The following is a 19940-nucleotide window of genomic DNA, read 5'->3' as shown; positions in this document are numbered from 1 at the left end:
GACCGTGAGGGTGCCGGTGCGGACGTCGTACGCGTCCTGCCGCCCGTCCGGGCCGGGCCGGCCCTCTCCCCCAGCGTTCCCCCTGCGGCCGGTGGCCGCCACGGGGGCCGGTGGGACCGGGACCCGGCTCCGCAGCCGGCCGGCCCGAGCCCTGGCATCGGGCGCGCCGCGTCCTTAGCGTGGAAACAGGGCCGGAGCCCGGTGTCCCACCCCGCCCTGCCCCATGGAGGAGCCATGACATCCGCCAGCGAGCGCCGGCCGGTCGTGCTGGGCGTCGATGCCGTCACCACGGGTGCGATGACCACCGCCTGGGCCGCCGACGAGGCCGACCGCCGCGGGCTGCCGCTGCGGCTGGTCCACGCGATTCCGACGCCGGTCCACGAGCTGCGCGCGTTCGACGAGGGCCGGTACCACAAAGCGCTGCGCGAGCGCGGCGACGAGGCCCTGGACCGGGCCGCCGGCGTCGCCCGCGAACGGCACCCGGGACTGCCGGTGACCACCGCCGTCGCCGAGGACGTGCCCGCCCTGGTGCTGTGCCGGGAGTCCGCGCACGCCGGCCTCGTGGTCCTCGGTTCACGCCGGCTGAACCGGCTGGAGGAGATGCTGAGCACCTACTCGGTGACCGTCCCGGTGAGCGCCCAGGCCCACTGCCCGGTGGTGGTCGTCCGCGAACCCGAGCACGTCACCCAGGAGCCGCCGTACGTGGTGGTCGGTGTGGACGGCAGCCCGGCGTCGGCGGCCGCCCTCGACTTCGCCTTCGGTCTCGCCGCGAGCCGCCGGGCCGCGCTGCGCGCCCTCTGGGTCTGGCAGATCCGCCTGTTCGGCCGCTCCGACGAGCAGGAGGTCGAGCAGACGCTCCGGCGCCTGCTGTACGAGAGCACGGCCGGCCGGCGCGACCGCCACCCCGAGGTGACGCTCACCCACGAGGTCCTCCGGGACCACCCCGTCGAGGGACTCGCCCTCGCGTCCGAACACGCCCTCGCCGTCGTCGTGGGCCGCCGGGGGCGCGGCGGCTTCACCGGCATGCGGCTCGGGTCCGTCCCGCACGGCCTGCTGCACCGCGCCCACTGCCCGATCGTCACGGTGCCCGCCTCCCCGCACTGACCCGGGGGCCGCTCGGCGGGCACGAGGCCGGACACCGGTCGATACTGGCCGCGGTGCCCGGAGCCCGGGCGCCGCACCACCGACCGCCCCGGTACCGGAGGGCAGCATGACCACACCGATCGTCGCGGGCTTCGACGGCTCGCCGGAGAGCGTCGCCGCGGCCGGCTGGGCCGGCCGTGAGGCGCTGCTCCGCGCCCTGCCGCTCGAACTGCTCCAGGCCTGGCCGTGGCCGAAGACCGATGTGCTCGGCACATCCGACGCCGTCACCTGGAGCCGGCAGCAGCTGGCCGCCGAGGAGGCGAGGCTGCGGGCCCTGCTCACCGGGGTGGAGGTGACCTCCGCCCACGTCCCCCATGACCCGGCCGACGCGCTGGAGGCGGCAGGCCGGCGGGCGGCCATGCTCGTCCTCGGCTCACGTGGGCTGGGCGCCCTGCGCGGCTTCCTGGTCGGTTCGGTGAGCCAGGAGGTGCTGCGGCGGGCGCCGTGCCCGGTGGTACTGGTCCGGGCGGCCGAGGAAGACTCCGCGACGGACGCCGGGAACCACGAGGTCGTGGTCGGGCTGGACCTGCGGCGCCCCTTCGACGAGGTCCTCGCCTTCGCCTTCGAGGCCGCCGAGCTGCGCTCGGCCCCGCTCCGGGCCGTCCACGCCTGGGACCCGCCGACCGGCAGCGCGTACATGGCGTTCGCCGCGATCGGGAGCGTGGACGAGGAGCTGTCCGCCGTCGAGAAGCAGCAGCTCACAGACGTCCTGGCGCCGTGGCGGGCCCGTCACCCGCGGGTGGCCGTGACCGCGGACCTGGTCCGCGGGAACGCCTCCGTCGCGCTGGTCGAGGCCACCGCGGCGGCCGGCCTCGCCGTGGTCGGCCGCCGCGCCCGCCGGGCGCCGATCGGCACGCGCCTCGGCTCGGTGGCGCACGCCGCGATCCACCATGTCCGCTGCCCGGTCGCGGTCGTCCCGTACGGCTGACACCGCTGCCGGGGCAGGACCGGTCGCCGGCCCGGGGCGTGCCCTACCGGCCGACCGAGGCCAGGTAGGCCTCGGTCGACTCCGGCGCGGCGAGCCAGGCGGCGTGGTCGCTCGGCTCGGCGTAGGTGTTGGCGAGGCGCCGGGCGACGTCGTCGTGCTGTGCGGCGGCGGCGAAAACGCCCTGGAGGTGGTCCGGCACGGTGAGCATCGTGGCGGTGAAGTCGACGGTGTGGCGCGCGTGTTGCCGCCAGAACCGTTCGAAGGTGTCGCGCATCCAGGCGGGGGTGAACGAGGCGTCGCCGTGCTCGGTGATCGCCCGCAGATAGGCGTCCGCGGCCCGCGCCGCGCTGTTGGCGCCCTGGCCGGTGATCGGGTCGTTCACCACCAGCGCGTCGCCGAGGCCGAGCACATGGACCTCCCCGGCACCGCCGTCCAGCCGGGCCACCGGCCGGCGGACCGTCGGGGTCACCGCCCCGTACAGGCCGGCTCCCGCGTCGGTCGGCTCGGCGGCGGCCCACAGCTCCGCCTCCCACGGCAGGTACGTGTGCAGCAGCTCGCGGATCCGGGCCAGCTGCGCGACGGGGGAAGGGCGGTCGGCGAAGCAGTCCAGCGGGCCGCCGGGGAGCGCCTCCCAGAGCAGGATCGCGCACGGCCCGGAGAGGGTGAGGGCCGGCTGCAGGTACAGCTCGCCGGCCCCGGGGAGCGCGTGCATCCGCGCCCTCGGCCCGGCCGCCGGGTCGGGCGAGCCGACCCCGTGCACATAGAGACAGGAGAGCGCCCGCTGCGGCGCGTCGAACGGCGAGCGGTCCCCGTCCCGTTCGAAGATCCCGGCGAGCTCGCCCCGGCCGGCCGCGACGACCGTCAGCTCGTGCCGCTCGGCGAGCTTCCGCAGGCCCGCGCGGTCCAGCGTGCGGTACTCCACCCGGCCGCCGCGCGCGGCCAGCAGTTCCAGCCAGCGCGCCAGCTTCATCCGCTGGTCGACCGACTGGGCCGGCTCGTCCAGCGTCATGGTGAACTCCAGCGCCCGCACCCCGGGGGGCGTCACGAGCACCGAATCGACCGACCTGACCGCCGGCGCCTCGTCGGCCCACAGGTCCAGCCGGGCCGCACGCTCGATCCGCAGCGCCGGGCCGAACATCGCCTGCGTCGACAGCACCGGTCCGCACCGCAGCTCCGCCGGGGTCCGGGCGGCCACCAGCGTCACCTCGTACCCGCCCGCCACCAGCCCGAGCGCGAGCTGAAGACCCGCCTGGCCCGCTCCGACAACGGCGATCCGACGCATGACAACCTCCCGGTGGGGACAAGCCTCTGATGCTACGTCAGTGCACCGCGCCGGCACAGCCGTCGGGCGCGCCAGGAGGACGGCGCCAGAGGGACGACGCCCCGCTCCGCTCCGCGATCACCCATCGCGCCCCGGCCCCATCGGCCGCGATCGGCCGCGATCGCGGGCTCCGCACCGCCGGACCGAGGCGGTCGGTGCGGTCGGTGCGGTCGGCGCAGTCCGCGACCGGGCGGGGCCGCCGCGAGGAGGGCGGAGGTACCGGCGCGCCGGTATCGTGGACCTGAGGACGGCGGGGCCCGCCGCGGCCGCACCGTACGCCGACGGCCGGAGGAGGGTGGCGATGAGCCCGCACCTGCACCGCCACCACGACGACCGGGACGCCGAACCCCCGCCGCCGCCGCGCGAGCTGCCGACGGGACCGGCCCTGCGGGCGACGGTCTACCTCGGCGAGTCGGACCGGTACCGGCACCACCCGGTGTTCTCCGAGATCGTGCACCGCGCGCGCCGGGCCGGCCTCGCCGGGGCCAGTGTCTTCCACGGCGTCGAGGGGTTCGGCGCGGGCTCGCTCATTCACACCTCCCGGCTCCTGGACCTGACCGAGGACCTCCCGGTCGCCGTCGTGATCGTGGACAGCGAGGAGCGGATCCGCGGCTTCCTGCCGGAGCTGCGCGAGGTCGCCCCCCGGAGCCTGATCACGCTCGACCCGGTCGAGGCCGTGCCGCCGCGGCCCGACGAGCCGCGTTTCTGACCGCCGAGAGGCCGCCCCGGCAGCCGGGGCGGCCTCGGCCGTTGTGGCGTGGTGTCAGTTCACCGTGTAGCTGTACGGGATCGCCGCCAGCACCGAACCGGTGGTGCCGAGCGAGTTGTTGGCGGTGGCCAGACCGGTCGGTCCGGAGACCAGGTACAGCACGCCGTGCACGGTACCGCCCTTCGGGCCGGTCGGGGTGAGGGTGACCCGCAACGTGCCCGTGGCGCCCGGCTGGACGGTCACGGGGGTGGCGGCGGGGGCCGCGGCGTCGACCGCGGCGGCGAACGGGTCGCCGGTGCTGGAGGTCAGCGCCGGGTCGAACGCCCGGGTGTGCGCGCTCGCGGTGACGGTGGCCGTACCGGCCGGAGCGCCGGAGGTGCCGAACGGGCCGATCTGCTGCACGAAGGTGGTCCACCTGCCCGGGACGACCGGCTGCGCGGGGCTGCCGGCGGCGGTCGCGGCCGAGATCGTCGAGCCGTTCTGGGCCTTCTTCAGATCACCGAACAGGTCGGGCGAGCCGGTGACGGCGCTGATCTCCAGGTGGGCCGGGACGGAGGAGGCCGACACGGCGGTCAGCCGGTCGGTGCCCGGCGGGACCAGGAAGGACGGGGTGGTCGCGTCGGTGGTCAGCGGCAGGCCGACCGTCGCCGAGCTGCCCTGCGGCACCAGCGGCAGGTCGACCCGGCCGTCGAGCCGGGCGTCCGCGGCGACCTGCTGGGTGGCGACGGTGTTGTTGGTGTAGTCCACCGCCACCGTCACCGGTTTGCCGGCCGCCAGCCTGGTACGCGGGTCGTTCGGCAGACCGGCGGCGGTGGCGCGGTCGAGGTTGAGGCCGACCGTGCCGGTGAACTCCTGGCTGACCTGCGCACCGCTGACCGGGCCGAGCACGACCAGGACGAACCGCCAGCGGCCCGCGGCCGGGTCGACCGTGGTGGCGGAGACCCCGGCGGTGGTGCCGGTGAGGTTGCCCCGCGCGTCGAGGACCGCGTTGCCCTCGGCGTCGACCGGCGTGCCGTTCGGACTGACCAGGACGCCCTGCAGGAGCAGGTTCGGGTCCTTGGCGACCGTCACGCCGACCCGCAGGTCGTGCTGGCCCTTCGGGACGTCGAAGGCGTAGCCGAAGGTCTGCGTGGGCGAGGCGCTGCGGGCGTTGCCGCCGGTGATGGTGCCGGTGAAACCGCCGGTGCCCTGACCGATCGCCACCAGGCTGCGCAGCACCACCGGCACGCTGGTGGTGCGGCCGTTGGAGCTGGAGACGGTGACCGACTCGCTGGAGTCGCCGCCGGTCTGCGGGGTGGTGAGCCGGACGTGCAGGGTCTTGCTGGCGCCCGGCGCCAGCTCGGCCACCTGCGGGCTCACGGCGCCCGCCGGCACCGCGCGCTGGGTGGCGGTGTCCAGCAGGACCTGGCCGGTGTAGCCGCTCTTGCCGGCCGGGGTGTACAGGATCGCGGTCCAGTCACCGGCCACCGGGTGCGGGACGTCCACCAGGCCGAAGTCGGCCACGGTGGCACCGCCCTGCGGGCGGGTGTTGGTCTCGAACCGGCCGGACGGGTCGAGCAGCGTCAGCCGGACCACCGGGCCGTTGCCGACCGGACTGGCCGCCCCCTGCCAGGCGATCGACGCCGCGAGGCGGTCGGCACCGGCCGGAACGCTGAACCTGACCTGCTGCTGGACCCAGGTGGCGCCGTTGGTGGCGTACTTGAAGGTCTGGTCGGAGGAGGAGCTCAGCTGGATGCTCTGCTGGGCGTCGGAGAGCGGGGCGAAGCTGCGGGTGGCGCCGCTGACCGTCTGTGGGGTGGCGCCGGTGTTGGTGACCGTGATGTCGGCGGTGTGGGCCGAGCCCGGGGTGCCGGCGATGTCGACCTGGCCGGAGGTCACCACGACGGTGTTGCCGTCCTGGGCGCCGGAGCCGTTCTGGTAGCCCCGGGCGGCCTCCACGGCCGCGCGGACGTTCAGCAGGCCCGCGCCCTGCTCCTCGGCCGGCAGGCCCAGGTCCTGGGCGGTGCCGGTGAGGAGCTTCTTCACCAGTGCGGGAGCCGGCGAGGCGCCCTTGTGGGTGTCGCGGTAGGCCTGGATGACCACGGCCGCGGCACCGGCGGTCAACGGCGCGGACTGGCTGGTCCCGCCGAACGACTGGATCGGGGAGCCGTTGCCGCTGAAGCCGGCGCAGTCGGTGTACTTGGACAGGTCGGGCGAGCAGAGCGCCCAGTCCGACTCACCGGGGGCGACCAGGTCCAGCGTCCGGCCGGCCTGGGTGAAGCCACCCGAGGACAGCGCGGAGATCCGGTTGTCGTCCCAGGTGCCGTTGGAGAACTGGGCCGCCGCGTAACCGGTCTGCTGGTAGTTCTGGTTGTCGGTGGAAGCGCCGACCGCGATCACGTTCGGGTCGGTGGACGGGGTGCCGACGGTGCCGCTGATCCCGGCGTCGCCGGTGGACACGGCGACGGTCACACCGGCTGCGACGGCCTGGTCGTTGAAGAGCGAGATGGTGTCGCGCGCACCGCTGTCGGGGGTGACGTTGCCGCCGAAGGACTCGTTCAGCACGTCGACGTGGGCGACCGAGACCGCGTAGTCGATGGACTGCAGGATCGAGGAGTTCGACATGATCTCGCCGCCGGCCCGCAGCGCCACCAGCGAGGCGTCGGGGGCGATGCCCCGGACACGGATGGTGCAGCCGGCCGGCAGCGGGTGCGAGGGGTTGACGAACTGCGCGACGTCGTAGACCTGACGGCCCTGCGCGATCATCGCCGAGGCGTCGCCGAAGGCCTCCGCGCCGCCGGTCGGCGCGTCCGTGCCCTCGCCCGAGAAGTCCTGGTAGTCGACGACCGCGTGCGAGCCGTCGGCCCGGATGAAGTCCGGGTTGTCCGGGTCGAGTCCGTCCGCGATGTAGGCCACCTTCACGCCCTTGCCGGTGGCCAGGTCCTGGGCGCCGGGCGAGCCGGCGGTCGCGACCGTGTGCGTGGAGTACAACGCCTCCGGCTCCAGCAGCGGATGGGCCGGGTCGGACGGGCAGACCGTGTTGGTCGCGTTCTCCTCGCCGCCCGCGCCGCCCTTGCCGGCCTTGTCTCCCCGGGCGGCCTCGGGGGCGGCCGCGGCGGACTTCGGGGCCTTCGCGGCGGGGGCGGTCGCGGGGTCCGCGTCCTTGCCGCCGATCGGCGGGGCGACGGCGACCTGTCCGTCCGCCACCACCGAGGCGACCGCCGGGTCGGCCTGGAGCGCCGCCCGCAGTGCCGGGCCGACCGTGGCGGAGAACGCGTTTCCGACCACGAAACTCTTGATCCCGGTGCCGCCACCGGCCCTGACCCGCTCCAGCAGCGGCGCCTGGGCGGACGCGGCCTTCTGCCTGCGCGCGCCCAGGTGCCCGGCGTCCGCCGGGGCGTCGGCGATCTGGTCCTTGAGAATCACGATCACCGGTACCGGGGTTCCGCCCGCCGCGGCCGCCTGGGCGGTCGTGGGGTCGGGCGCGGGGGCGGCGCTCGCGCCTGCCCCGCCGGCCAGGAGCATGGACGCGGCGGTGACCGCGACGGCGATTGCTAGCTGGGATTTCCGCCAGCCGATCATGGACATCCTTTCGTCTGATGCGACGTCAGGCTGCGGTGGCCCAGTGCACGCGGATCCGGGTCGGACGCGTGGATGCCTCTGGAACGCGCGTCCCGACAGCCCTCGCATTCCAACGCACTTGACACCACTGGAACAAGGCGGTTAGTCCCATAAGGAAGTCATCAGAAAGTAAAAAGGAGACGGAAATTCACCCTCACATGCCCTCACATGCCGTCAACGCCCCGTCAGTGCCCCGTCAGCGCCCCGGCCACCGGCTCGCGACGCTGGAGAGCAGCCCGCGTATGCCGTGGCGCCGGGGGCGGCGGTGCCGGTCGAAGCGGAGGTCGCCGACGACTTCGTAGCGGGGCATGTAGGTGCTGAGGAAACCCTGGAGCGTGGCCGCGGCGGGGATGGCGATGAGCGCGCCGACGGCCCCGAGCAGGGCGGCGCCGACGATGACCGCGGCGAAGGCGATCGCGGCGTGGATGTCGACGGTCCGTGCCGTGATCCGGGGGTGGAGGAGGTAGTTCTCGATCTGCTGGTAGACGAGGACGAAGCCCAGGACCCAGAGGGCGTCGGACGGTTCGCCGGTCAACGCGACCAGAATGGGCAGCGCGTTGGCGATGTAGGTGCCGACGGTGGGGACGAACTGGGACACCACCCCGGCCCACACCGCGAGGGCGGCGGCGTAGGGCAGCCCGACGATCTCGAAGGCGACCCAGTGCGCGAGGGTCGAGACGGCCGCCAGCAGGGCCCGGGAGTAGAGGTAGCCCCCGGTCTTGGTCAGGGCGATGTCCCAGGCCCGCAGGAGCTCGGCCTGCCGGGCGGGCGGCAGCATCGAGCACACCAGCCGCCGAACCCGCGGCCCCTCGGCGGTGAAGTAGAACGTGAACAGGCCCACGGTGAACGCCTGGAACAGGCCTCCGATCACCGTGCTGGACACCCCCCAGAGGTTCCCGGCCAGTTGCTGCGCGTACTTCTCCACCGCTCCGTCGGCGAAGAACTTCTTCCGGATGCCGTCCAGCGAGAGGCTCTGGTGGAAGTTCGAGTTGATCCAGTCGATCCCGTTCTGCAGGGTGCCGGGCAGCCGCTCGGACAGCTGGGCCACCTGGTCGACGAGCAGCGTGCCCAGTGCGGTGACGAAGCCGGCCATGGCCGCCGCGAGGGCGATGAAGACGAGGAACGTGCCGACGCCGCGCCGGATGCCGCGGGCGGCCATCCGGTCGACCGCCGGCTCCATGGCGAGGGAGAGGAAGAAGGAGATCAGCAGCATCACCAGGAGGTCGATGAGCTGATGGAAGGCCCAGTTCGCGAGCTGGAACGCCCCCGCGAGCAGCAGGGCGAGCATCATCGCCCTGGGCAGCCAGCGGGGCAGTGCCCGGTCGTCGTCGCGTCGGCGGTCGGGGTTCCGCGGCGTGGTGTCGGGCGTCGGCGGTTCGGAAGACATCGGAGGTTCTCCTGCGCTCTGGCCGGCGGTGAAGGCCGGTCGGTTCGGCGGTGCGGGCCGGTCGGTCGGGCCGTGAAGGCCGGTCGGTGCCGAAGGCCGGGCCGACGAGTTCACCGGCGCCGGTGTCCTGACGGCTCATCGGAGGAACGTGCGGGCGGCAGCGGTGAGTTCGCGGGCGGCGGTACGGACCGCCCGGTCCGCGGACCCGCCGCTCCCGCACCACCGGCACGCCGCCCCGCCGGCCGCCGTCACCCTGACGGACGCGGATAACCACGGATTGTCACCCCAGCCGTCCGACAATCGACTGGACCGATCGGACAGCCGCTCGGCGCCCGGTCCCGACAGCCCCGGTGGAGCCCTCATGACCGACCTGGCCTTCGTCGGCGTCACGGTTCTCGTGTTCGCCGTCCTCGCTCTGATCGCCAAGGCGGTGGAACGGCTGTGACCGCGGACAACATCGTCGGGCTCATCGTCGCGACCGCCCTCGTGATCTACCTGCTCCTGGCGCTGCTCCACCCGGACCGGTTCTGAGGTGAGCCCCACCCTCGCAGGCCTCCTGCAAGCGCTGGCGCTGGTGGCCGCGCTGGGTCTGTCGCACCGCCCGGTGGGCGACTACCTGGCACACGTCCTGACCAGCCGGACACACCTGCCCGGGGAACGGGGTGTCTACCGGCTGATCGGTGTCAACGGTGACCAGGACCAGTCGTGGACGGCCTATCTGCGCAGCGTGCTCGCGTTCTCCGCGGTTTCGGTGCTCTTCCTGTACGCCTTCCAGCGCCTGCAGAACCACCTCTGGCTCTCGCTCGGCCTCCCCCCGGTGGGCCCGGCCACCGCCTTCAACACGGCGGCGTCGTTCGTCACCAACACGAACTGGCAGTCGTACTCGGGTGAGTCGACCATGGGCCACCTGGTGCAGATGGCGGGGCTGGCCGTACAGAACTTCCTCTCGGCCGCGGTGGGCATCGCCGTGGTGGCCGCGCTGATCCGCGGCTTCGCGCGCGACCGCACCGACCGGGTCGGCAACTTCTGGGTGGACCTCACCCGGATCACCCTGCGGCTGCTGCTGCCCGTCTCGGTCGTGTTCGCGGTCGTCTTCGTGGCCGGCGGCGTGGTGGAGAACCTGCACGCCGCGCAGCAGATCACCACCCTGACGGGCGACACCCAGTCGGTCCCCGGCGGGCCGGTGGCCTCGCAGGAGGTCATCAAGGAGCTGGGCACCAACGGCGGCGGCTTCTACAACGCCAACTCCGCGCACCCCTTTGAGAATCCCGGCCCGCTCACCAACTGGCTCCAGCTCTACCTGATGCTGGTGATCGCGTTCTCGCTGCCGCGCACCTTCGGGACGATGGTCGGCGACCGCCGCCAGGGCCATGCCATCGTCACCGTGATGGCCCTGTTCTGGATCGCCTCCGCGGCCCTGATGACCGTCTTCGAATGGCGGCATCACGGCACCGCGCTCCAGGCGGCCGGAGCGGCGATGGAAGGCAAGGAGGTCCGCTTCGGCATCGCCGGGTCGACGCTCTTCGCCGCCTCGACCACGCTGACCTCCACCGGCGCGCTCAACTCCGCCCACGACTCGTACTCGCCGTTCGGCGGTGGCCTGACCCTGCTCGACATGATGCTCGGCGAGATCGCCCCCGGCGGCACCGGCTCCGGCCTGTACGGGATGCTCGTCCTGGCCGTCGTCACGGTCTTCGTCGCCGGGCTGATGGTCGGCCGCACCCCGGAGTACCTGGGCAAGAAGCTCGGCGGCCGGGAGATGAAGTTCGCCTCCCTCTACCTCCTCACCACCCCGGCCGTCGTACTGATCGGCACGGGCACGGCGATGACGTTCGAGGGCGTGCGGTCCGCCGCCCTCAACTCCGGCCCGCACGGCTTCTCCGAGGTCCTCTACGCCTTCACCTCGGCGGCCAACAACAACGGCTCCGCCTTCGCCGGCCTGACGGCCACCAGCACCTGGTGGAACACCGCGCTGGGCCTGGCCATGCTGTTCGGCCGGCTGCTGCCGATGGTCTTCGTCCTCGCCCTGGCCGGCTCGCTGGCCCGGCAGCAGCCGGTCCCCGCCACGGCGGGGACGCTGCCGACGCACCGGCCGCTCTTCGTCGGCATGCTCTCCGGCGTGGTGCTGATCGTCGTCGGCCTCACCTACTTCCCCGCCCTGGCGCTCGGACCGCTCGCGGAAGGACTCCGCTGATGGACCCGCCCGTTCCGCCCGGCCCCGTCGACCCTGCCGACGCGGCCGGGCCCGCCGGGCGCGGGGCGCGCCGGGTCTCCGGTGGTCTGCTCGACCCCCGGCAACTGGTTTCCTCCCTCCCGGACGCGCTGCGCAAGCTCGACCCACGGGTGATGGTCAGGCATCCGGTCATGTTCGTGGTCGAGGTCGGCTCGCTGCTGACCACCGTCTCGGCGATCCGCCACCCCAGTGTCTTCGCCTGGGTGATCGCCGTCTGGCTCTGGCTGACCGTCGTCTTCGCCAACCTGGCCGAGGCCGTCGCCGAGGGCCGGGGCAAGGCGCAGGCCGCGACCCTGCGCCGGACCAGGACCGAGACGGTGGCCCGGCGCATCGTCGGCGACTGGCGGCCCGGCGCTGCGGTGGCCGCCGAGGAGGTGGTCCCGGCCGCGCGGCTGGGCCTCGGCGACCAGGTGATCGTGGAGGCCGGGCAGATCATCCCGGGCGACGGTGACGTCGTCGAGGGAATCGCGAGCGTCGACGAGTCCGCCATCACCGGCGAGTCGGCACCGGTGATCCGCGAATCCGGCGGCGACCGCTCGGCCGTCACCGGCGGCACCAAGGTCCTCTCCGACCGCATCGTCGTCAGGATCACCTCCGAGCCCGGCAAGACCTTCATCGACCGCATGATCGCCCTGGTGGAAGGCGCCGCCCGGCAGAAGACTCCCAACGAGATCGCCCTCGACATCCTGCTCGCCTCACTGACCATCATCTTCCTGCTCGCCGTCGTGACCCTGCAGCCGATGGCCGCCTACGCGGGCGCCGAACAGCCCCTCGTGGTCCTGATCGCCCTGCTCGTCGCCCTGATCCCGACCACCATCGGCGCGCTCCTGTCGGCCATCGGCATCGCCGGCATGGACCGGCTGGTGCAGCGCAACGTCCTCGCCATGTCCGGCCGCGCCGTCGAGGCCGCCGGGGACGTGTCCACCCTGCTGCTCGACAAGACCGGAACGATCACCTTCGGCAACCGGCAGGCCGCCGGCTTCACCCCGGTCGGCGGCAGCGGGGTGGCCGAACTCGCCGACGCGGCGCAGCTGTCCAGCCTCGCCGACGAGACCCCCGAAGGCCGTTCCATCGTGGTGCTGGCCAAGGAGAAGTACGGCCTGCGCTCCCGTACCCAGGGCGAGCTCGGCCGCGCCGACTGGATCGGGTTCACCGCGCAGACCCGGATGAGCGGCGTCGACCTCACCGGGAACGGCGCGGCCCGGCGGATCCGCAAGGGCTCGGCGGCCTCGGTGAGTGCCTTCGTGGAGCGGAACGGCGGCACCGTCGGCCCCGAGGTGAGCACCGTCGTCGAGGGCATCTCGGCGGCCGGCGGTACGCCGTTGGTCGTGGCGGTCCACCACCCGGGGGAGCCGGCCCGGGTGCTCGGGGTCATCCACCTGAAGGACGTGGTCAAGCGCGGCATCCGCGAGCGGTTCGAGGAGCTGCGCACGATGGGCATCAGGACCGTCATGATCACGGGCGACAACCCGCTCACCGCCAGGGCGATCGCGGAGGAGGCGGGCGTCGACGACTTCCTCGCCGAGGCCACCCCCGAGGACAAGATGGCCCTGATCCGGCGGGAGCAGGCCGACGGGAAGCTGGTCGCGATGACCGGGGACGGGACGAACGACGCCCCGGCCCTCGCCCAGGCCGACGTCGGTGTGGCGATGAACACCGGCACCTCGGCCGCGAAGGAGGCCGGGAACATGGTGGACCTGGACTCCAGCCCCACCAAGCTGATCGACATCGTCGAGATCGGCAAGCAACTGCTGATCACCCGCGGCGCGCTGACCACCTTCTCCATCGCCAACGACGTCGCCAAGTACTTCGCGATCATCCCGGCCATGTTCGCCTCGGTCCACCCCGGCCTGGGCAAGGTCAACATCATGCACCTGCACAGCCCGACCTCGGCGATCACCTCCGCGATCGTCTTCAACGCCCTGATCATCGTCGTGCTCATCCCGCTCGCCCTGCGCGGCGTGCGCTACAAGCCCTCGTCGGCCTCCGGCCTGCTGCGCCGCAACCTCGCCGTGTACGGGGTCGGCGGCCTGATCCTCCCGTTCGTCGGCATCAAACTCATCGACCTGGTGGTGCGGTTCATCTACTAGCCGCGGCCTCCCGGATCCCCGCCGAGCCCCCCGAGCCCCCAGCCGATCCCCCAGCCCCCGCGAAGGAGTCCCCGGTGGCCACGCACCTGCCGACCCCGGTCCGGCTGCATCTGACGGGCCTGCGCGTCCTGCTGGTCTTCACGGTGCTCTGCGGTCTGGCCTACCCGCTGCTCGTCGTCGGGATCTCGCAGGCCGCCCTCTCGCACCGGGCCAACGGCTCGCTGGTCAGGGAGCGGGGCCGGGTGGTCGGCTCCGGCCTGCTCGGCCAGAACTTCACCCTGCCGGGGAAGGACCCCGCAGGCCCCGACGGGCAGGCCCGGCCGGACCCGCGCTGGTTCCAGCCGCGCCCGTCCGCGGCCGGCGCGGCCGGCTACGACCCCACCGCCTCGGGGGCCTCCAACCTCGGTCCGAACGACGCGGGCCTGACCAGGACCGTCCAGGAGCGCCGCGCGGCGACCGCCGTCTTCGACGGTGTCGACGCGGCCCTGGTCCCTCCCGACGCGGTGACCGCCGGCGGCTCCGGCCTCGACCCGGACATCTCCCCCGCCTACGCGCAGGAGCAGGTCGACCGGGTGGCGAGGGCCCGCGGCCTGGACCGCGGCACGGTCCGGCGGCTCGTCGAGGCCCACGTCCGGGGCCGCACCCTCGGGTTCCTCGGCGAGCCGAGGGTGAACGTCCTCGCCCTCAACCTGGCCCTCGCCCGGCTCGGCTGACCCGGGGCGTCGCGCCGGACCGTCATCAGTCGGCGTGTCATCAGCCGACGTGTGTCACCAGCCGGCGTGTCACCAGTCGGCGCGCGGAAGCCCGGTGGCGGCCAGCGGCAGGACGACCCTGACACGGAAGCCGCCGCCGGGCCGCGGCCCGACCTCCAGTCTGCCGCCGACCATGGCCACCCGCTCACGCATGCCGATCAGACCGTGCCCCGTACCGCCGGCGCCCCACGCCGGCGACCGGCCGGTACCGCCACGGCCGTCGTCCTCGATCAGCACCCCCAGCCTGCGGTCGCCGAAATCCACCGTCACCCGGGCCGTGGGGTCGGGCCCCCCGTGCTTGCGCACATTGGCCAGCGCCTCCTGGACGATCCGGTAGACGGCCAGTTCGACCCCGCGCGGCAGCTCGCGCGACTCCCCGGAGACGGAGAACTCCACCGGCAGACCGGCGGTCCGCACCTGCTCCAGCAGCTCCGGCAGATCCTCGACACGCGGCTGCGGCACATACTCCTCGGCCGTGCCCGCGGCGCGCAGCACGCCCAGCAGGCTGCGCATCTCGGCCAGCGTCTTCCGGCCGGTGGAGGCGATGGTGCCCAGCGCCTCCCTGGCCAGCGCCGGGGAGGTCTCCACCACGCACGCGGCGCCGCCCGCCTGGACCGCCATGAGGGAGACGTTGTGGGCCACCACGTCGTGCAGTTCCCGGGCGATCCTGGCCCGCTCGTCCGCCACGGCCACCCGGGCGTTCGCGTCGCGTTCCTGCTCCAGCCGCACCGCCCGCTCCTCCAGCGAGATCAGATAGGCACGGCGCGTGCGGATCAGCCGCCCCCAGGCCCAGCAGAGGAGGAAGGGGCTGGAGAGCAGGACGGCCCACAGGACCGCGTGGTCGGGCGCCGGGTGCCTGGTGATCAGGCCAAAGGCGAGCAGGCCGGTCAGCAGGCAGCCGACCAGGGCCAGCCGTGAGATCCACACCGAGCCGAAGGCCGCGCCGGTGTACGCGAAGACCAGGTAGGCGATGCCCTCGCCGTCCGGGTGCATGTCCAGACACGCCTGGGCGAGGCCGAGCACCAGTGCGCCCGCCACCACCGCGTCCGGCCGGCGGCGCCGGACCACCATCAGGCCGCACAGGACCAGGGCGACGGCGTCCTCCGCGCGCAGGCCTCCCTGCCACGCGCCGTGACCGTCGAGCCGGGAGAGCGCGGCGAGGCAGAACACGGCGAACGCCCAGGCGCCGTCGACCGCCAGGGGGTGCTCACGGAGCCAGACATCGAGGCGCGTCATCAGTCCAGAGTAGAAATACGAGGTTCCCCGCGGCTAAGCCGCAGGGGTGATCCTCCCCTCCTCCTCAGGTCGCACACCGGTGGCCGCGGCCGCGGGCAACTCCCCGGCGGCGCCGGTGTTCTCCGGCAGCGCGGCCGGCTCACGTCGCGTCAGGAGTCGCCCATCGGGAGCCAGCCGGCGAACGAGCCGTCCGCCTTCTGCCGGTTGTCGTAGAGCCGCCCGTCGATGCCGATGGTCACCAGGTCGGTCAGGCCGTCGCGGTCGATGCCCGCGGCGGGGACACCGACGATGTAGCCGCCCAGGTGGGTCCAGGCCCCGAACGAGCCGCTGTCGTCGCGGGTGCTGACGCTGACGGCGCCGTCGCGGTTGCGTACGGCCACGACCGTGCGGCGGCCGACCACCGGTCCCGGGGTGGCGATGGCCGCCTCGCCGCTGCCACCGTCGTCCGCGGTGCCGTTGAGCGCGCGGCCCTGCGGGCTCCATGCGCCTCCCTCGGCGGCCTCGGTCAGGACGGCGGTGGAGGAACTCGCGTACTGGTCCAGCGGATCGGCGGCATCGATACTGCGGTAGTACAGTTCCAGCCGCCCATCGGGGCCCACCGCCGCGCTGACGGTGCTGGTGGGGGCGATCACGGGAAAGCCGGGGTCGATGACCGGCAGCGCGCCGGGCGCGGGCTGGTACCAGTGCCGGACGGTCGAACGCCCGCCCGTGACGGAGAGCGCGAACACCTCGATCCGGCCGTCCCGCGTGGTGACGGCGGTGGGCGGCCCCTGGAGGTCGTGCTGCCCCAGGTCGGCCCAGCCGCTCCAGGCGCCGTCGCCCTCCCGCTGCCAGCGGGTGCTCAGACCGCCGTCCCGGTTGCGCACGAAGAGCTGGAGCCGCCCGTCCCCGTTGGACGCCACGACCGGGGTGCTGACCTGAAGCGCGGCGTTGCCCAACGGGCCTGCGGCCTGGGCGATTTCGTTCGGGCTGCCGAGCGGCTGCCACGTCCAGCCCCCCGTCCCGTCCTGACGGCAGGAGACGATCTCGCCGGTGTCCGCACGCTGGCCGAAGACCGCCGGCCGGCCGTCCTGGTCGCGCCCCACGGACAGGCCCGCGACCAGCGGGCCGCCGGGCGTCCCGAGCATGTTCGGGCCTCGCCAGGCCTTGTCCGCGTCCTCGTACCACTCGTAGAGCCTGCCGCTCTCCACGACGAAGGCGTGCAGCGCGCCGTCGCGGTCGGCGGTGACCACCTGCGTCGACCGGGGTGAGCGCGGGTACTGCCGGGACTGCCAGCACCGGTACCGCTTCTGGTCCGCGCAGACGCCCGGGGTCAGTTCGTCGGCCAGTTCGTCGTCGGTGGGCGCGTAGGCGCCCTCGAAGGTGGCGTGCTTGCCGGCGCTCTCGGCCGAGGCCAGGTTGGCGGGCGAGTTGCGGGTGTTGTAGTCGCGGTAGTGCTCCACGACCACCCGCCGCCGGCCGGTGGCGGAGTAACGGTCCACGGCCGCCTGCCCGAACCAGGCCGCCCGTATGTGGTCGCCGTGGTCCGCGGCGAGGGAGGGGTCCGGGGCCGGGTCCTGGACCCGGACCAGCGTGGCCTCCTCGGCTGCCAGCAGGCCGTTCAGGACGCCGATCAGGGCCGCCCGGTCGTAGCGCTGGGGCCACACCCCGCCGGCGCCGTCCATGTCCAGGGTGCTGCTGGAGAGAGCCGGGTCCCGCCACAGCCGGTCGAGTGCCTCGCCGCCGAGGTAGGCCGCGTCCCGGTCGGTCCACTCGGGCAGGTTGAGGAAGACCACCCGCGTGTACGTGGCGCTCCTGAGCGTGTCACGCTCCACGGCCGGACCGCCTTCGACCGGCCGGTACACCTCCCTCATCCAGCAGCCGCTGCCGTCGTCGCCGCAGCCGCGCACACCGGCCATCTGCGCGTAGGCCCGCCGCACGCCCCTCTGCCGGTCCCTGGCGTAGGCCGGACCGCGGTTGGCGTCCCCCGCCGTGATGAAGACGGTCACGACGGGAAACCCGCGGCGGATCGAGCTCGACACATCGGGGTTCATGAACAGCAGGTCGTCGTCCTGGTGCGCGACGATCTGGACGATCTTGCCGGGGCGCACCCCGGGCACCGCCTGGGGCGCGTGCCACACCGGGAACACCGCCAGCACCAACGCGAGCGCGCCCACGGATCGCTTCCTCAATGCCCCTCCCGGTCCTGCGGCTCGCAGAGCCTACCAAGCGGATCCCGGGCACCTGAACAGCGGTGATACCCGCGCGGGCGGGGGCGGAGGGCGGGGTGCTACGCGGTGAACGCCCCGTCCCGCTGTGCCGCGGGACGGTCGGCCCCGTGGTGCTCGAAGCGGGACGGCACGGGGAAGTACTCCTGCAGGAAGTCGCGGACGGCGCGGTCCTGTTCCTGCGGCCCGACGGCATGACGGGCCCCGTCCGCCAGACAGAACACGTCGGCCCAGCGCTCCCGCGTCAAGTCGTCCAGCCGTTCGAGGTCTTCGGCGCTGTCGGCGGCGAAGTAGCCGTGGTAGAGGTGGCCGTCGACCGCGCGACCGGAGGCGTGCGCGAAGTTGGTGACGAGGGTCACCGGAGCCAGGTCCGTGGCGGAGCGGAACGCGGACCGGGTGGTGGCGGCCAGACCGTCCGCGAACCGCTCGGAGGCCTCGTCCATCACACTGCGGCGCAGCGGCTGCGGCACATGGGCGAGGACCAGCGGGTACGTTCGTCCGCACTCCCGCTCCAGGACGGCGCGGGTGTTCTTCTGGGCCGCGACGTAGACGGCGTCGTCCGGGTTCTCCTCGTCGTGGACGGCGGCGTCCGGGTCGTTCACGTCCGGCGGGATGACGCGTGTGTCGCGGAAGATCTTCGAGAGCCCGTTGCCGAGGAAGAACGCCTGCGGGCGCACGGGCCGGCCGAGGAACACGTCGTCGTTGATGTACAGGAAGTGCTCGGCGAGGCCGGGAATCAGGTGGAGCCGGGTTTCGATGGCGTGCGAGTTGAACACGGGCAGGGCGTCGGTGCCGGCGAACAGCTCCCGGTGGGAGACGACGGTGAGCCCGGGCTGCGAGGAGTCGAGCCAGGCCGGGGTCTGGTCGTCGGTGACGAGGAAGACGTGCCGCACCCACGGGGCGTGGGCGGCGATCGACCGCAGGCAGTACCGCAGTTCGTCCCGGTTGTGGTAGCGGTGGTCGGCGTCTCCGGGCAGTTCCGTGCCGTCCCCGTCGGGTGCGTGGCCCGCGAGACCCGCGAGGACGCGGGCGCGGGTCGCGGTGCGGCGCTGCTGCCATTCGGGGTCCGAGTCGTCGACCCAGGTGATGACCACGTCGACGGGGAAGCCGACGTCGTCGGGGAAGGTCGCGGCCAGGGCGTCCAGCACCGGGTAGTTTCGGCCACGTATCCGCAGGTCGGCCGTCGCCTCCAAGGAGGGGAGCCACCAGCCGAAGCTCGTTTCCGCGATGGAGGCGATCGCTCCGGGACCGGGCTCGGCGGAGTCCCAGAACTCCAGGTCACAGCCGTAGTCGGCGCCGTAGTACTGCGGTCCCTGCGTGAGGCGGGGACGGTAGAGACGGATGCCCTTGACCCGGTCCCGAACCTGCTCCTGCTCCTGCTCCTGCTCCGCCGGGTCCTCCGCGTCGCGCTCGTCCTGTGCGCCGCGCTCCGTCGGCAACTCGTCGGCCGGCGCCTCGAACTGTGCGACGGCCACGGGAAGTTGTTCCGCCAGGACGGTGCGCAGCGTCCTGCCGTGCTCCAGCAGATCCGCGTAGACGGCCTGACCGGCGAAGGCGGTCGCGCAGGCGTCGAGTACCGCGGCCCGGTCGCCGGGGCGGATGGCCAGGCGGTGCCGGAACTCGGGGTCCGGCACGAGCGCGAAGGCCAGGCCGGCGGCCCGCAGCGCGGCGGCGGCCTCCTCCAGGTTCTCGTCCCAGGCCTGCGCCGGCCAGTAGTCGCCACCCGGGTACGCCAGGCGATCGCCGTGGCGCACCACGGTGGACAGCTCCTCGGCCAGCTGCGCCTCCCGTTCGGCCAGCGGGTCGGGGGCGGGTCCGGCGGGCGCGACGGGTGCGGCGGGCGGCGCGGGTTGGGCGGGGACGGGAGCGGGAGGCTGAGGCGCCTTGGCGCCGACGATTCCGAGCAGGCGCTTCCGAAGGGTGGCGGCCACGTGGGTACTGGGCATGGGGGACTCCGAGAGAGAACGTCGGCCAACCCGGGGCAGCGCCCGGAGATGCCGTGTCAGGGCCGGTGTGTCAACGGGTTCGCCCGTCGGGCGGTGGGTGGTACGCCTCGACGGGGCGGGGCGGGGTGGTCCTGCGGCGGTCGGGCCAACCACCCGGCGGTCCGTCCTGCGGAGTTCGCCGGGGTACGGACCCCGGCGGGTCGCCCGGATCGGTCCCCGGACAATCCCGGTGGCTACAGCCCGCAGAATCCGGCATGCCCATGCGGAAGCCGGGCAGCAGCGGAACATCGCCGAAGAATCATCGCATTCATTGAGAATCCCGCAGGTCAACTGGATGCCGCATTAATAACGCCAAGGCCGCTGGCGCACAGTAGGCGATCATACGCAT

At 73.5% G+C, this 19940-nt stretch carries 14 protein-coding genes; 8 read left to right on the top strand and 6 right to left on the bottom strand.

Annotation, left to right across the window (positions count from 1 at the left end):
- The first annotated feature begins 234 nt into the window (after positions 1-234).
- Together AB0P06_RS18225 and AB0P06_RS18220 are read left to right on the top strand one after the other, a co-directional pair.
- Positions 235-1104, top strand: a complete 870-nt coding sequence (locus tag AB0P06_RS18225; RefSeq protein WP_363608397.1) for a universal stress protein — start codon at positions 235-237, stop codon at positions 1102-1104.
- Between the two features lie 106 nt (positions 1105-1210).
- Positions 1211-2071 (top strand): universal stress protein, encoded by an 861-nt coding sequence (locus tag AB0P06_RS18220; RefSeq protein ID WP_363608395.1) that lies wholly within the window; start codon positions 1211-1213, stop codon positions 2069-2071.
- Positions 2072-2114: 43 nt separating this feature from the next.
- Here the strand turns inward: AB0P06_RS18220 and AB0P06_RS18215 are convergent, their stop codons facing one another.
- Positions 2115-3353 (bottom strand): styrene monooxygenase/indole monooxygenase family protein, encoded by a 1239-nt coding sequence (locus tag AB0P06_RS18215; RefSeq protein ID WP_363608393.1) that lies wholly within the window; start codon positions 3351-3353, stop codon positions 2115-2117.
- Between the two features lie 340 nt (positions 3354-3693).
- Between AB0P06_RS18215 and AB0P06_RS18210 the strand changes: the two genes are divergently transcribed.
- The gene (locus tag AB0P06_RS18210; protein ID WP_363608391.1) at positions 3694-4101 is read left to right on the top strand and encodes a DUF190 domain-containing protein; all 408 of its coding nucleotides are present in this window, start codon (positions 3694-3696) and stop codon (positions 4099-4101) included.
- Between the two features lie 54 nt (positions 4102-4155).
- Here AB0P06_RS18210 and AB0P06_RS18205 read toward each other — a convergent pair whose 3' ends face one another.
- Both AB0P06_RS18205 and AB0P06_RS18200 read right to left on the bottom strand, forming a co-directional pair.
- On the bottom strand, positions 4156-7662 hold the full coding sequence (locus AB0P06_RS18205) for a S8 family serine peptidase (protein WP_363608389.1): 3507 nt from the start codon (positions 7660-7662) through the stop codon (positions 4156-4158).
- 235 nt (positions 7663-7897) lie between these two features.
- Complete coding sequence (locus tag AB0P06_RS18200) at positions 7898-9088, bottom strand: AI-2E family transporter (protein WP_363608387.1); 1191 nt, start codon at positions 9086-9088, stop codon at positions 7898-7900.
- Between the two features lie 277 nt (positions 9089-9365).
- On the opposite strand from AB0P06_RS18200, the gene AB0P06_RS18195 reads away from it, so the two are divergent.
- From AB0P06_RS18195 to kdpC, 5 genes are all read left to right on the top strand, one after another.
- The gene (locus tag AB0P06_RS18195; protein WP_363608385.1) at positions 9366-9533 is read left to right on the top strand and encodes a hypothetical protein; all 168 of its coding nucleotides are present in this window, start codon (positions 9366-9368) and stop codon (positions 9531-9533) included.
- Complete coding sequence (kdpF, locus tag AB0P06_RS18190; RefSeq protein WP_363608383.1) at positions 9530-9619, top strand: K(+)-transporting ATPase subunit F; 90 nt, start codon at positions 9530-9532, stop codon at positions 9617-9619. The genes AB0P06_RS18195 and kdpF overlap by 4 nt, the downstream gene beginning before the upstream one ends.
- 1 nt (position 9620) lies before the next feature.
- Positions 9621-11282: a potassium-transporting ATPase subunit KdpA gene (kdpA, locus tag AB0P06_RS18185; protein WP_363608381.1), complete on the top strand. Its 1662-nt coding sequence runs from the start codon at positions 9621-9623 to the stop codon at positions 11280-11282.
- Entirely contained in the window at positions 11282-13411 is a 2130-nt protein-coding gene (kdpB, locus tag AB0P06_RS18180) for a potassium-transporting ATPase subunit KdpB (protein ID WP_363608379.1), read from the top strand. Before kdpA ends, kdpB begins: the two co-directional genes overlap by 1 nt.
- 74 nt (positions 13412-13485) lie before the next feature.
- Complete coding sequence (gene kdpC / locus AB0P06_RS18175) at positions 13486-14124, top strand: K(+)-transporting ATPase subunit C (protein WP_363608377.1); 639 nt, start codon at positions 13486-13488, stop codon at positions 14122-14124.
- Positions 14125-14193: 69 nt separating this feature from the next.
- On the opposite strand, the gene AB0P06_RS18170 is transcribed toward kdpC, so the two are convergent.
- From AB0P06_RS18170 to AB0P06_RS18160, 3 genes are all read right to left on the bottom strand, one after another.
- Complete coding sequence (locus AB0P06_RS18170) at positions 14194-15399, bottom strand: sensor histidine kinase (RefSeq protein ID WP_363608375.1); 1206 nt, start codon at positions 15397-15399, stop codon at positions 14194-14196.
- A gap of 149 nt (positions 15400-15548) precedes the next feature.
- On the bottom strand, positions 15549-17555 hold the full coding sequence (locus tag AB0P06_RS18165) for a hypothetical protein (RefSeq protein WP_363608373.1): 2007 nt from the start codon (positions 17553-17555) through the stop codon (positions 15549-15551).
- A 113-nt stretch (positions 17556-17668) separates the two neighbouring features.
- Entirely contained in the window at positions 17669-19552 is a 1884-nt protein-coding gene (locus AB0P06_RS18160) for a stealth family protein (protein ID WP_363608371.1), read from the bottom strand.
- Positions 19553-19940 lie beyond the last annotated feature (388 nt).

This window comes from Kitasatospora sp. NPDC088351 (assembly GCF_040685575.1).
GTDB lineage: Bacteria > Actinomycetota > Actinomycetes > Streptomycetales > Streptomycetaceae > Kitasatospora.
Note: the sequence above shows the minus strand (reverse complement) of the source record. Positions and strands in the feature narration are given on the sequence as shown.

Coding starts and splice junctions, on each gene's coding strand:
- AB0P06_RS18170 (WP_363608375.1), bottom strand. CDS start 15,399: ATGACGCGCCTCGATGTCTGGCTCCGTGAGCACCCCCTGGCGGTCGAC.
- AB0P06_RS18205 (WP_363608389.1), bottom strand. CDS start 7,662: ATGATCGGCTGGCGGAAATCCCAGCTAGCAATCGCCGTCGCGGTCACC.
- AB0P06_RS18225 (WP_363608397.1), top strand. CDS start 235: ATGACATCCGCCAGCGAGCGCCGGCCGGTCGTGCTGGGCGTCGATGCC.
- AB0P06_RS18210 (WP_363608391.1), top strand. CDS start 3,694: ATGAGCCCGCACCTGCACCGCCACCACGACGACCGGGACGCCGAACCC.
- AB0P06_RS18220 (WP_363608395.1), top strand. CDS start 1,211: ATGACCACACCGATCGTCGCGGGCTTCGACGGCTCGCCGGAGAGCGTC.
- kdpB (WP_363608379.1), top strand. CDS start 11,282: ATGGACCCGCCCGTTCCGCCCGGCCCCGTCGACCCTGCCGACGCGGCC.
- AB0P06_RS18215 (WP_363608393.1), bottom strand. CDS start 3,353: ATGCGTCGGATCGCCGTTGTCGGAGCGGGCCAGGCGGGTCTTCAGCTC.
- AB0P06_RS18200 (WP_363608387.1), bottom strand. CDS start 9,088: ATGTCTTCCGAACCGCCGACGCCCGACACCACGCCGCGGAACCCCGAC.
- AB0P06_RS18160 (WP_363608371.1), bottom strand. CDS start 19,552: ATGCCCAGTACCCACGTGGCCGCCACCCTTCGGAAGCGCCTGCTCGGA.